The 12714-nt window shown below is 67.1% G+C and carries 15 protein-coding genes and 1 pseudogene; 7 read left to right on the top strand and 9 right to left on the bottom strand.

Annotated elements, in window-relative coordinates:
* The 8 genes and pseudogenes from gatB to IT540_RS03525 form a co-directional block, all read right to left on the bottom strand.
* A pseudogene (gatB, locus tag IT540_RS03560) lies at nt 1-392 on the bottom strand (Asp-tRNA(Asn)/Glu-tRNA(Gln) amidotransferase GatCAB subunit B); the annotation flags it as partial.
* A gap of 208 nt (nt 393-600) precedes the next feature.
* Complete coding sequence (locus IT540_RS03555; protein ID WP_291173369.1) at nt 601-888, bottom strand: hypothetical protein; 288 nt, start codon at nt 886-888, stop codon at nt 601-603.
* Nucleotides 885-1187, bottom strand: a complete 303-nt coding sequence (locus tag IT540_RS03550) for a chorismate mutase (protein WP_291173366.1) — start codon at nt 1185-1187, stop codon at nt 885-887. The genes IT540_RS03555 and IT540_RS03550 overlap by 4 nt, the downstream gene beginning before the upstream one ends.
* 34 nt (nt 1188-1221) lie before the next feature.
* Entirely contained in the window at nt 1222-2784 is a 1563-nt protein-coding gene (gene gatA / locus IT540_RS03545) for an Asp-tRNA(Asn)/Glu-tRNA(Gln) amidotransferase subunit GatA (RefSeq protein ID WP_291173361.1), read from the bottom strand.
* Between the two features lies 1 nt (nt 2785).
* Nucleotides 2786-3190, bottom strand: coding sequence for a hypothetical protein (locus tag IT540_RS03540; RefSeq protein ID WP_291173357.1), 405 nt, complete (start codon nt 3188-3190; stop codon nt 2786-2788).
* Between the two features lie 22 nt (nt 3191-3212).
* Complete coding sequence (locus IT540_RS03535) at nt 3213-3488, bottom strand: hypothetical protein (protein WP_291173353.1); 276 nt, start codon at nt 3486-3488, stop codon at nt 3213-3215.
* 38 nt (nt 3489-3526) lie between these two features.
* Nucleotides 3527-3814, bottom strand: a complete 288-nt coding sequence (gatC, locus tag IT540_RS03530) for an Asp-tRNA(Asn)/Glu-tRNA(Gln) amidotransferase subunit GatC (protein ID WP_291173349.1) — start codon at nt 3812-3814, stop codon at nt 3527-3529.
* A gap of 92 nt (nt 3815-3906) precedes the next feature.
* Nucleotides 3907-6222 carry a fused MFS/spermidine synthase gene (locus IT540_RS03525; protein ID WP_291173346.1) on the bottom strand — a complete coding sequence of 772 codons (2316 nt, stop codon included), beginning with the start codon at nt 6220-6222 and terminating at the stop codon, nt 3907-3909.
* A gap of 275 nt (nt 6223-6497) precedes the next feature.
* On the opposite strand from IT540_RS03525, the gene ruvX reads away from it, so the two are divergent.
* The 5 genes from ruvX to dprA all read left to right on the top strand — a co-directional run bounded on the left by ruvX (nt 6498) and on the right by dprA (nt 11279).
* On the top strand, nt 6498-7019 hold the full coding sequence (gene ruvX, locus IT540_RS03520) for a Holliday junction resolvase RuvX (protein WP_291173343.1): 522 nt from the start codon (nt 6498-6500) through the stop codon (nt 7017-7019).
* A gap of 155 nt (nt 7020-7174) precedes the next feature.
* Nucleotides 7175-8362: a hypothetical protein gene (locus tag IT540_RS03515; RefSeq protein ID WP_291173341.1), complete on the top strand. Its 1188-nt coding sequence runs from the start codon at nt 7175-7177 to the stop codon at nt 8360-8362.
* Between the two features lie 408 nt (nt 8363-8770).
* The gene (locus tag IT540_RS03510) at nt 8771-9160 is read left to right on the top strand and encodes a MarR family winged helix-turn-helix transcriptional regulator (protein WP_291173339.1); all 390 of its coding nucleotides are present in this window, start codon (nt 8771-8773) and stop codon (nt 9158-9160) included.
* A gap of 234 nt (nt 9161-9394) precedes the next feature.
* Entirely contained in the window at nt 9395-10114 is a 720-nt protein-coding gene (gene plsY, locus IT540_RS03505; protein WP_291173336.1) for a glycerol-3-phosphate 1-O-acyltransferase PlsY, read from the top strand.
* On the top strand, nt 10101-11279 hold the full coding sequence (dprA, locus tag IT540_RS03500; RefSeq protein ID WP_291173333.1) for a DNA-processing protein DprA: 1179 nt from the start codon (nt 10101-10103) through the stop codon (nt 11277-11279). The genes plsY and dprA overlap by 14 nt, the downstream gene beginning before the upstream one ends.
* 112 nt (nt 11280-11391) lie before the next feature.
* Here the strand turns inward: dprA and IT540_RS03495 are convergent, their stop codons facing one another.
* The gene (locus IT540_RS03495; RefSeq protein ID WP_291173329.1) at nt 11392-11589 is read right to left on the bottom strand and encodes a hypothetical protein; all 198 of its coding nucleotides are present in this window, start codon (nt 11587-11589) and stop codon (nt 11392-11394) included.
* A gap of 298 nt (nt 11590-11887) precedes the next feature.
* On the opposite strand from IT540_RS03495, the gene IT540_RS03490 reads away from it, so the two are divergent.
* Nucleotides 11888-12178, top strand: a complete 291-nt coding sequence (locus tag IT540_RS03490) for a co-chaperone GroES (RefSeq protein ID WP_291173326.1) — start codon at nt 11888-11890, stop codon at nt 12176-12178.
* A gap of 157 nt (nt 12179-12335) precedes the next feature.
* Nucleotides 12336-12714: TCP-1/cpn60 chaperonin family protein (locus IT540_RS03485; protein WP_291173322.1), on the top strand; the 379-nt coding region annotated here is incomplete at its 3' end.

Below are 12714 nucleotides of genomic sequence, written 5' to 3'. Positions count from 1 at the left end.
TCGACGTCGATCTCGATCTCGCCCTCGCCGACGATCGGCTGCTTGTACTGGCTGATCTGGTAGCCCTGCGGCAGGTCGGGATAGAAGTAGTTCTTGCGGTCGAAGACGCTATTCAGATTGATCTCGGCCTTGAGGCCGAGGCCGGTGCGGATGGCCTGGGCGACGCATTCGGCGTTGATGACCGGCAGCATGCCGGGCATGGCGGCATCCACCAGCGACACGTGGCTGTTGGGCTCGCCGCCGAAGGCCGTCGAGGCGCCCGAAAAAAGCTTCGAGGCGGAGGCGACCTGGGCATGCACCTCCATACCGATCACGACTTCCCAGTCGCCGGTGGCGCCGGGGATCAGGTTATTCGCCTTGGCCTTGCCGCCGCTTTTCGCCGTGTCCTGCATCTCATTCCTCTCACCGGACGTAGCGCACGCAAGCGCTCGGACCGGGTTGCAACGTTGCCCCCTCCCCCTCGCGGGGAAGGGCCAGGGGTGGGGGCTGATCTTGGAGCAGGACTATAAGCCGATGCTCCAAGCTCTTCACCCCACCCGGCGCCTGCGGCGCCACCTCCCCGTCAAGGGGAGGGTAAAAAGCGGGCCGCCGGCTCAAGGCCTAGCGCGGGCGAAACCAATAGCCCAGTGCCGCCCAGGCGAGGCCGAAGACGAACTGGAGCATGAAGATCGCCGCCTCGCCGCCGACCGCATGGATGGCGAACAGCCCGATCTGGCCGCCGATCCAGTAGAGCGCGAAGCCGGTGAGCGAAGCGGCGAAAGCTGCGACCAGAAGCTTCTGCCACTGGTCGGCGCTGCGTCCCATCAGAAAGGCCACGGCGATCGTCGCAGGGTTGACCGCCGCCAGCAGCACGAGCGTCACCGGATCGAACGACGTAATGGAGATCATCCGGCGTTCCCGCCGTTGCCCGCTTCCTGCTGGCGAAGCTTCTCCTCCTCGTACTGGACGAACCAGCCGATCATGTTGCGCCACTGGGCGGCGACCATCTCGACCATCTCGGGCGGCAGGCCGCGCTCCTCGGCGTGCGCCTTGACCTTGTCGATGACCTGCTGGATGCGCCAGGGCACGTGCGCCTCGCTCGGGTCCTTCTTGAGGTGCCAGGCGCGCTCGACGTAGCCGAAGCGCTCGGCAATCAGACGGACAAGCTCGCCGTCGATGCGGTCGATCTCCGAGCGGACCTGGCTCATGTCCGCGCACTCCCAGGGACGCTTCGGGTCCATCTCACTTGCCTCCCGGCTTCTTTCTCGCCGCGGCCTTCTTCGCCGGAGCAGGCTTCGAGGCAGCAGCCGGCGCCGACGCGCCCTTACGTGCCCACCAGCGCGCCTCGACCGTGAAGCGGCCCGCCGCATCCTCGATCGCCTGCGCGGCGCGGAACAGGGTCGCCTCGTCGAAGGGCTTGCCGATGAGCTGCAGGCCGAGCGGCGTGCCCTCCGAGGACAGGCCCGCTGGAACGGAGATGCCGGGCAGGCCCGCCATGTTCACCGTCACGGTGAAGATGTCCTCAAGGTACATGGCCAGCGGATCACCGGATTTCTCCCCGAAGGCGAAGGCCGGCGACGGTGTGGTCGGCGTCAGCACCACGTCGACTACGCCCCATGCCTCGTCGAAGTCGCGCTTGATCAACGTACGCACCTTCTGCGCCTTCAGGTAGTAGGCGTCGTAGTAGCCGGCGGACAGCACATAGGTGCCGATCAGGATGCGGCGGCGCACCTCCTTGCCGAAGCCCGCGGCGCGCGTGTTCTCGTAGGTGTCGATGACGTCCTTGCCCGGCACGCGCAGGCCGTAGCGCACGCCGTCATAACGGGCGAGGTTCGAGGATGCCTCTGCCGGCGCGACGATGTAGTAGGCGGGCAGCGCGTACTTGGTGTGCGGCAGGCTGATCTCGTGGATGGTAGCGCCGGCGGCTTTCAGCCACGCGATGCCCGAGGCCCAGAGGTCCTCGATCTCCTTCGACATGCCCTCGACGCGGTACTCCTTGGGTACGCCGACGCGCAGCCCCTTCACGCCTTCCGCAAGCGCAGCCTCGTAATCGGGCACGGGCGCATCGACCGAAGTCGTGTCCTTCGGATCGTGGCCGGCCATGGAGCCGAGCATGATGGCCGCGTCGCGCACGGTCTTGGCGATGGGGCCAGCTTGGTCGAGGGAGGACGCGAAGGCGACGATGCCCCAGCGCGAGCAGCGCCCGTAAGTGGGCTTGATGCCGACGGTGCCGGTCAGGGCCGCCGGCTGGCGGATCGAGCCGCCGGTGTCGGTGGCGGTGGCCGCAAGGCAGAGCCCCGCCGCCACGGCCGCCGACGAGCCGCCCGACGAGCCGCCGGGCACGAGCTTGTCGTCGCGGCCCTTGCGCCGCCACGGCGAGACGACGGGTCCGAAGGCGCTGGTCTCGTTCGACGAGCCCATGGCGAACTCGTCGTTGTTGAGCTTGCCGAGCATGACCGCGCCGGCGTTCCAGAGGTTGGCGCCGACCGTCGATTCATAGGTCGGCTTGAAGTCGTCGAGGATCTTCGAGCAAGCGGTGGTGCGGATGCCCTCGGTGCAGAAGAGGTCCTTGTTGCCGAGCGGCAGGCCCTCGAGCGGGCGCGCTTCGCCCTTGGCGCGGCGCGCGTCGCTCGCCTTCGCCTGCGCGAGCGCGTGGTCCGGCGTCGGCAGCACATAGACATTGAGCGCCGGGTTCGCGGCCTCGATAGCTTTGATGTGGGCTTCCGTCAGCTCGGTTGCCGAGAAGGTTTTCTTTTTCAGCCCGTCGCGCGCTTCGGCGAGCGTCAGGCGCGTCAGATCACTCACTTTAGTCGTTTCCCTTCCTGGCATCGCAGCGCGTGTAGACCTCGGGGCCGTCCTGATCGGTGGAGCTGTGCACCTCGAACCTATCCTCACCCTCCGATTTGACGAAGACGTAGGTGGCCGGCGTGACCGTCATGCCCTCGGAGCAGACCATCAACGTCAGCCACGTCTGCCCGGGCTCGTGCTCGAACACCTTGGTGAACTCGCAGCCGCCTTCCCAACTGTGGAAGCCGTCGGCATCGAGAAGCTCGGGCGAGGTGCCGACGTTCTTCGGGCCGCCGGCCTCAACCTTGCGCAGCTTCTGGCACTGGTCGGCCGTCGCGTACTGTCCGGCGAGGAACGTGGCGCGCTCCTTGGCCGCGGCGGCCATGGGCACCGCCAGCGCCAGCGCAATCAGGATACGGCGCATCGGATCTCCTGGGGCGCGCGCATCAGACCGAGCGCGCTTTCTCGGCTGCATCGCGCGCCTTGTGGATGTTGTAGGTGCGGCGCGAGTAGTAGAGGCTCACAAGCCCGAAGAGGATCGAGAGCGGAGCGTTCACCTGCTCGGCGAGATCGCGCGCCCTGAGCAGATAGGCCGGCGTGTCGCTCACGGACTGCGGGGACAGCGAGCGTGCGCCGGTGCTCCCCTCCTCGCGCGGCACGGCGAGAACCAGAATGCCGGTCGCGATCAGCGCGACGGCCAGCAACGCGAATATCTTGGACATCTCCGAAGTCTCCGCTCTCTAAATTCGGCTGCCTCAGACTATTCCACCACCTTGGGAACGACAAAGTAGTGGTCGTCCACAACGGGGGCATTCTTGACGATCGCGTCGGCGATGCCGCCGTCGGTCACGCGATCCTCGCGCTTCTTGAGCTCCTGGGCCACGACTCGCGTCATGGGCGGGACGCTGGACGTATCGACCTCGCCCAACTGCTCGACCCAGTTCAGGATTCCCGACAGCTCGCCCTCGAGGCTCTTGGCCTCCTCGTCCGTAATCTTGATGCGCGCCAAGCGCGCTATGCGCCGCACGGTGCTCTCGTCAACCTGCATGGGTCCTGCTCAAGATGGCAAAAAAAGACGGCGGCTGAGGCGCCGCGTGTTCCTCATAGCTGGCCCGCCCCAGGCGTGCAACAGCGCCCCGTTCAGTGGTGTTTCCGGTACTGGGACAGGAAGGGGCCCAGGACGTCGGAGAAATCGTCGGTCCAGGGCCTGAGCCTGGGCTCGGGAAGATTGCGTGCGCCGGGGATGACGCGGAAGCGATCGATGGCCTCCCAGCTCTTGCCGAAGACCACCACCGTGGATCCGGTGACGGCATAGCCGTCGTCCTCGGACTGGTCCTCGATGGTCAGCGCGTGCAAGCCGCCGATGGTCGGGAAGGTGGCGGCGAGAACCTGCTCGAGATCCAGATAGCGGTTCGAGATGTGCAGCACCACAGCGCCCTCCGGCTTGATCTTCGATGCGTAGAGGCGGAGCGCCTCGGCGGTCAGGAGGTGGACGGGAATGGCGTCCGACGAGAAGGCGTCGACGATCAGCAAATCGTAGCTCTCGTCCTCCTCCCTGGCGACCGTCAGACGCGCGTCGCCCAGGATGATGTGCGCGTCGGGCTGGCAGTTGGCCAGAAACGTGAACTTCTTGGAGTTGGCGATGCTGACCACCACGGGATCGATCTCGAAGAACCGCCACGTCTCTCCCGCCGAGGAGTGACAGGCGAGCGAGCCGGCGCCGAGACCGATGACACCGAAGGTCGGCTCGGATCGCGTCGCCGCGCCGATCATGCTGGTGAGCCGTACGGCCGACGCCATGGGGCCACGCGCGTGGTAGTAGGTCGCGGGCTGGATATTGGCGACGAGTTTGCCATTCGCGTCGCGGATGCGCTGCGCGCCGTGCAGCGTTGTGCCATGCTGGAGCACGTTGAACTCCCCGTCGCCCGACTGGATGACGCGATAGACGCCGAAGTAGCTCCTCTCGGCGTTGCCGCGATGGACGCCCGACGGCAGCAGAACGACGGCCATGTACAGGCTCATGGCCACGACGAGCAGGTGCGGGGGGTGGCGCCAGACGGCGAGGGCAACGAGCGCGAAAAGGGCAGCGATGGCGGCCGTCGAGCCCCAGCCGCGGAAGTCGAGCTGATACTCCGAGGCCAGGCCGGGACCCCAGTGGATGATCGCGGCCGCCGCTGCGACCAGCGCGATCAGCACCGTCAGGGCGTGCTGGTTCTCGCGGCGTAGATCGAGCGCGCCGGGGCGGCAGGCGAAGCTCAGGGCGAGAAGCAGCGGGTATTCGAAGACCTCGGCGAAGATCTGCGGCGCGAGGAGGGCGGCGAAGATGCCGCCGAGCACACCTCCCACCGACATCCACAGATAGAACTCCGTCAGGTGGCGCGCGTCGGGCCGCGCCTCGTAGAGCGTGCGGTGGGCGACGAGCGTTGCCGTGACGAAGGCCGCGACACCGAAGCCCGCGGAATAGAACCAAGTTTCCTTCTCCGTCTGGGCAAGCTGAAGGAGGGCGAGCACGACCGCGACCGCATGCAGCGTCAGAAGCACCGGGCGCGGGATCAGCGCGCGCTCGCGGAACACGACGACGAAGGTCGCGAGATAGAGCGAGAGCGGGATAACCCAGATCAGCGGTGCCGAGGCGATATCCGTCGCCACATGCGTCGTGAAGGCCGTGAGCAGCGCCGAGGGGACGAAGGCCAGACCCACCCAGGCGGCGCGCGCCTGCCAATCCGGGTCCGTCCGCGGCGCGAGGCCCGTGGCGGCCGAGACCGGCTCCGGGATGTCGGCACGCGGCGCGGTTGCGCCCCTTACCACCAGGAAGCAGGCAGCGAGCGCGAGCACGAGCAGGGCGAAGCCCGCCGCCCACAGGGAGGCCAGCGCCTTGAGCCCGAAGGCCGGCTCGAACAGGAGCGGGTAGCCGAGAAGCGCGAGCAGGCTCCCGAAGTTCGAGGCGGCATAGAGAAAGTAGGGATCGGCGCTGTCCTTGTGGCCGGTCCGCGCGAACCAGGCCTGCAACAGCGGCGCGTTGGCGGAGACCGCCACGAACGGCAGGCCGATGGCGACGGCGAACAGTCCGAGCTGCCAGAAATAGGGATCGCTCGTCGGCGGCTCGGACCAGCCGGCCGGAATGGCGATGGGCAGCGCCAGGAACGCCAACGCCGCCAACGCAAGATGGACGAAGCCGGTCGAGGCGGCCGGCACGCGGCGCACGAGCAGATGCGCATAGCCGTAGCCGACCAACAGCGCGCCCTGGAAGAACAGGAGCGCGACCGCCCATACGGACGGCGCGCCGCCGAGCAACGGCAGCACCATCTTGGCGAACATCGGCTGAATGAAGAACAGCAGGAACGCCGACAGGAACGTGGTTGCCGTGAACAACGACAGCACGCCCCAACCCTGACGGTCCGGCAGGCTCAGGCGACGGGGGGAGCCGGCGGGCTGGGTCTCGGTGCGTGGCGTCACGTTTCCCCCTTCTTGGGTCCGGCTCGTCCGAACGTCGTCGGCCGGTTCTCGTTGCCGGGACCATAAACGGGAAACTCTGTTCTGTCAGGCACTTCGCTCACATCCCTGCATGCCACCCTCGGCCCAATAATCTCCTGGGGGAGGCGGAAGCCCGGCCGCGAGGCAAGCGAGTGGCCCCTCTCGTCCCGGTCCCCTAGGGCAAGGCCCTTAGTGTCCGCCGGGAAGGGCAGCAGCAGAGGGTCGTGCAATCGGCCGGCGATGCCTATAGTTGAGGGATGACAACCTCCGAATCCCCGCCTGCCACGGATGCCCAGGCCGCACCCCGCGGCGTCACCGTCGGCGACGCGGCGGCGTTTGCGGCGCTGCTCCCGCCCGGCCGGCTGATCGGCATCGATGCCGGCACCAAGACGCTCGGGCTCGCGCTCAGCGACGTCACGCGCTCCATCGCCTCGGCGCTGGAGACCATACGGCGTACCAAGTTCAAGGACGATGTACGGCGGCTCCTCGACATCGCCGAGCAGCATGCGGTCCAGGGCTTCGTGCTCGGCCTGCCGGCCAACCTGGACGGCAGCGAGGGCCCTAGGGCGCAGGCAACGCGGGCCTTCGCGCGCAATCTCAACGCGGTGACGCCGTTGCCCATCCTGCTTTGGGACGAGCGGCTTACCACGCTCGAGGCAGAACGCATGCTCATTGCAGCGGATGCAAGCCGCAAGCGGCGCGCGGACGTGATCGACAAGATTGCAGCGACACTGATCCTGCAGGGCGCGCTCGACAGGATGCGCGGCCTCCCACGGTGAAAGCGCCGCATGGTGCACGGGCGGTGCGCATCTCATGTTGGTCAAACTGAGGTCGTACGCGTGCCGTATTGATCGCGGACGTATAACGTGACGATTGGCGGGTCGCGCCAGATGCGCGTCATCGCGTTCCGGCTGGATGGCCGACGATGCGTAGAGTGAAGTCCTCGTACTCCGTGCCCGGCGCGTTTCCCGACGAGGAGACGCGTGACGTCGAGAAGATGGTCAACCGCTTCGACGCGGCCCGCCGTTCCGGGGTCCGCAGGCTGGTCAACTCCTCTCCCCGCGTTCTCGATCTTGCGGTGGCGTTCCCCGGTGCGCTCTATGCGCTCGCGAGCCGCCAGGGCGCTCACCAGCGGCGCCAGAAGGCACTCGACCTCGTCGTGGCAGGCGCGCCGCTCAAGGATGTCGCCCTCGCGCTCGACCTGCCGCTCTGGCTGAGGCGGCTGCCACCCGAGGCGTTCTCGGGGTCGATGGGCGCGCTGCCAAAATCCGAGACCTTCGCGCGGCGCATTGCCAATCACCTGCCGACATCGGCAGAGAACAGCGCCTTCTGGCTCCGCTCCGTCGTCTTCGGTGCCCACGCGTGCGACGACTACTTCGCGCTCTGGCTCGCGCAGCAGGCGATCTTCATGGAGCCCGGCGAGCCCGAATGCCTGTTCGGGCTTCTCGCCGCCTATGCGTGGTTCTCCAATGCGGACCTTGCGCGCGCCCGCGGCCTCATCGTCGTGCCCTGGCGGCCGGAGATGGCGCTCGACACGGCCGTCTGCGCGGCCAAGAGCTGGCTCAACCGCATGCGCCTCGTGCTGCAGCTCGGCGAGGGCGTGATCACCGATCCCTGGCTTCAGCCCGGCGAAGCGCGGGGATACTCGTTCGTTCCGCTGCTCGACCACGGGGCGATCCTGGCCGAGGCCTACGCCATGCAGAACTGCGCCGATCAGTACGCCGACCGTTTGGCGCGCGACAAATGCCGCCTGTTCTCCATCCGGCGGCGGGGCGTGCGGGTGGCCACGCTCGAAATCGGCCCCCATCCGCGAGAGGCCGGCGTGCTCGCCATCTCGCAGCTCAAGGCCCGCCACAATCTTCCGGCCAGCGCCGAGACCTGGCAGGCCGCGCACACCTGGATGGGTGTGCAAAAGGACCTCCGCCGAACTGTCAACGGTACGCAAACAGAACGCCCGTTCGATACGGAGGCATGGAGCCAGCTCATGGCGACCTACCGCGTGCGCAAAGGCGGGGCGGCGTGGATTCCGGAGCGTGCGAGCAAGGACACATTTTCGGCCATCGACAACGGGATCGGGGAACTCGCGCGCCGCGCCGGCATTACGTCGTGGCTATTCACGTGACGGGGGCCGCGATGCCGAAGGGTCAAATTGCCCAGTCTGCCGAGCAAAAGAAGCATTTTGCGCAAAACGCGTGACCACACGCCGCGCGGACAAACCCGTGAACGGCCATCTTCGAATGCCATTCAGCGGAAGATATGGGTACAGAACGGCTCTGATCAATAGACGGAACATCCGTGTGTGACCTGCTCTTTCGTACAGTTCAAGTGCAGGTAAAGGGGGAGCATAGTTCAGTTTGTGAGTGTACGTATGACGTGCACGACTGAAACCCGCCCATTGCGGGACTTGGATCATCGGGGAAACAGCAACGCGAGCAAGAGGACATGATGACGAATGAAACATGACACCGGAGACGACAGGATGTCGTCGGCCCTACATCTGCTGCACAGGGCAGGACAATGTGCAGACGAGATGTTTGCCGTCAGCGTGGGCGAGGTGGGACTCACACCCCGCCAGTTCGCGGTCATGACGGCGATCGCCAACAGCGACGAGCCGAGCCAGACCACGCTCGTGGAACGGACCGGGATCGACCGCTCGACCATGGCGGACATCGTGCGGCGCCTGACGTCGCGCGGGCTCGTGCAGCGCCGGCGCACGCGTCGCGATGCACGCCGCTATGCCGTCCGGCTGACGGATAAGGGTGAAGGCGCGCTCAGGATGGCGGAGCCCGCCGCCCGCTCGACGGACGAGAAGATCCTCGCTGCGCTCGCGCCGACTCAGCGCGATGCGTTCCTGCGCTCGCTGTCGCGTATCGTGATGGCCGTCGAGCCGGACGGCGCCGGACGCGGCGGGAGAACCTGACCACCCTTCGTTGAGTTGTGCGCACGCGATCGGGCGCTGCGCACGCCGCTCAAAAGGGTGCACTTCTTTCGAAGCCGGCGCATTAGCGCGGCTTCCCTGCGAACGGGCCGGCATCCGGGCTTGTGCTCTTCGCTCCCAGCTTCCATGCGCGCTGTCGCCCCTTTCATCTCTCCGGTTGCTGGATACGATGTCTGCCACTAGCCTCACCGGGCGTTCTCGGGGTCGGCATCGGTCATGATCAAGGTCGGCAACATTCTCATCGCCATCGGCGCGCTTCCGCTTTCCGCGCAGGCGGCTCTCGCAGCGGCGGACTTCGTCCTCACGCCGGCACCCCTCTCACCACTCGAGACCGCGGTCGCGTATCTTGCCCCGGCCGCGCTCGGCTATCTGCTCGGGTCCATTCCGTTCGGCCTACTCCTCACGCGGCTGGCCGGGCTCGGCGACATCCGCGGCATCGGATCGGGCAACATCGGAGCAACAAACGTGCTGCGCACGGGGCGCAAGGGGCTTGCCGCCCTGACGCTCGTGCTCGATGCGCTCAAGGGCACGCTTGCCGTGCTGCTCGGCTACGCGGTCGGTGCGCGGTTCGGCCTCGCGATCGACGGCAGCCTGATCGCCGGGCTCGCCGCCTTCCTCGGGCACCTCTTTCCCGCGTGGCTCGGCTTCAAGGGCGGCAAGGGCGTTGCCACGTACATCGGCGTGATCGGCGGCCTCGCCTGGATCGGCGCGCTCATTTTCTGCGGCGTCTGGCTGGTCACCGCCCTCGTCACGCGCTACTCGTCGGCCTCGGCCCTGGCTGCGAGCGTGGCAACGCCCGTGGCCCTGTTGACGCTTGGCCATGTTCCGGAGGCCCTGCTCTCGCTCGTGATGACATTGCTCCTCCTGTGGAAGCACCAGGGCAACATCAGGCGGCTCATCAAGGGAGAGGAGCCCAGGATCGGTGCCAAGGCATGACGCCCCTCCGCTTTTCGCGGCCGCGCCGCTCCCCGTCTCCGTGCTCGACGACGGCGAGCGCCTGGCCTGCCTCAGGCTGATCCGCACGGCGCAGGTCGGCCCGGCGACGTTTCGCGAGCTGATCAACCACTGCGGGGGTGCCAAGGAGGCGCTGGCAGCGCTGCCGACGCTGGCGCGGCGCGCAGGCGGCCGAGCGGTGCGCATCTGCCCGCAGGATGAGGCTGAGGCCGAGCTCGAAAGCGCGCGCAAGGCGGGGGCGACGCCGGTGTTCACCATCGAGCCCGGCTATCCTGCAGTGCTGGCGGCCATCGATGCTCCGCCGCCGCTACTTTACGTGAAGGGGCGCACCGAGCTGCTCAACCGGCCGGCCGTCGCCATCGTCGGATCGCGACAGGCGTCGGCGGCGGGTGTCACGCTGGCCCGCACGTTCGCGCGCGAGCTCGCCTCGGCCGGGCTCGTGATCGTGTCGGGGCTCGCGCGCGGAATCGACGCGGCGGCGCACGAGGCGAGCCTCGAGGCCGGCACCGTCGCCGTGCTCGCGGGCGGCGTCGACATCGTCTATCCGCCGGAGCATGCGGCGCTGCAGGACCGCATCGGCGTGGCGGGATGCCTGGTGACAGAGCAGCCGACCGGGTTCGTTCCGCGCGCCAAGGACTTTCCGCGGCGGAACCGGCTCATCTCCGGCATCTCGCGCGGGGTTCTCGTGGTCGAGGCGGCGCGCCGCTCCGGCACGCTGGTGACGGCGCGCTTTGCCGGGGAGCAGGGGCGCGAGGTGTTCGCGGTGCCTGGCCATCCCCTCGATCCCCGCGCGGAGGGCACCAATCAGCTCCTGAAGTCGGGCGCCACGCTCGCGACCGAGCCGCAGGATGTGCTCGATACGCTCGCGCCTCAGCTCGCGCGCGGCACGGCAGGGCTCGCCGAAGCATCCGCCGCGCACTTCGCACCCGACGCAGCGGACGACATACCGGCATCGCGCCCAGAGCCAGGCGAGGCGGAGCGTGCGCACGTGCTGTCTCTCCTCGGCGTGCATCCCATCGGCATCGACGAGATCGTGCGCGCGACCGCGCTCGGGGCGCGCGAGGTGCGTACCCTGCTTCTGGAGCTCGATCTCGCGGGGGAGATCATCCGCCATGGCCACCAGCTCGTTTCGCGCGCCGTGCGGTGAGGCGGCGCTAGAGCGTGATCAGCTTTGATTGAATCGAGATCGCGCTCTAGCCTTTTGGTGAGACCGATGATTGCACGCTTCGGACTGATAGGGGTCCGAAGCGAGCATGGGTCTAGGCGTGATCCTTGGCTCGCTGGCGGGCCTCCGCATGGGCCAAGTCGAGAATTCCTGCCAAGGTCGACAAATTATACTTGCGCGCCAATTCTCTCAGCTCAAGCACAAGGTCGGCAATGTATTCAATCTGATCTATCTCGGATTGAGACGTTCCTACGGGAACCTGACTTTCTTGGGTATTACCGGTCTTCCCCACGGTGCCATCCCCTTATTTCTTCACAAGCTCACGATACCTCGCACAAATTCTGCTGAAACCCGGCATTACGTTAACCCTACGTGCGTCCGGTTGCAATTCCGTAATCATGCTTCTTTAGATTGAGATGCGACGGGGCGCACACGCCGCCTTCGACCCTCTGCCGTCGCCTTGACCTCGGGCATGGCGCCTCTTAGAACCACCGCATCCGGCTGGCACTTACATCCCTAAAGTGCCAACCGACGGGCCGCACCGAAGCCGCGCGGTCAACCCCTCAGGCCTGCTGGAGTTCAATAGTTTCATGACGTTCCGACCCCTGCACGATCGCGTCGTCGTCCGCCGCGTGGACAGCGAGACCAAGACCTCAGGCGGCATCATCATCCCCGACACGGCCGCGGAGAAGCCCCAGCAGGGCGAGGTTCTCGCCGTAGGGCCGGGCTCGCGCGACGAGACCGGCAAGATCGTGCCGCTCGACATCAAGGCCGGCGACAAGGTGCTGTTCGGCAAGTGGAGCGGCACGGAAGTCAAGATCGACGGCACCGACGTTCTCATCATGAAGGAGAGCGACATCCTGGGCGTCATCGAGAAGTAAGTACCCCTCCGGGCACGCGGCAGACGGTCGGCGGCGAGGCAGCACGCAAGCCCTCGCGCCTGCGCCTGCCGCTCTTCGGCTCCGGACCCGGTCGCTCTTCCGCGTTGCCGCTCCCTCTTTGCTCCTCGCTTTCGAACAACCTCCAAGGATCCCCCCAATGGCTGCAAAAGACGTCCGCTTCTCCGCCGAGGCCCGCGACAAGATCCTGCGCGGCGTCGATATCCTCGCCAACGCCGTCAAGGTCACGCTCGGCCCCAAGGGCCGCAACGTCGTGATCGAGAAGAGCTTCGGCGCGCCGCGCACCACCAAGGACGGCGTGACGGTGGCCAAGGAGATCGAGCTCGAGGACAAGCTCGAGAACATGGGCGCGCAGATGGTGCGCGAGGCGGCTCAGAAGACCAACGACCTCGCCGGTGACGGCACCACCACCGCCGTCGTGCTGACGCAGGCCATCGTGCGTGAAGGCTTGAAATCGGTTGCCGCCGGCATGAATCCGATGGACCTCAAGCGCGGCATCGACCAGGCCGTCGCCCAGG

This window comes from Hyphomicrobium sp., from assembly GCF_020852195.1.
GTDB lineage: Bacteria > Pseudomonadota > Alphaproteobacteria > Rhizobiales > Hyphomicrobiaceae > Hyphomicrobium_C.
Note: the sequence above shows the minus strand (reverse complement) of the source record. Positions and strands in the feature narration are given on the sequence as shown.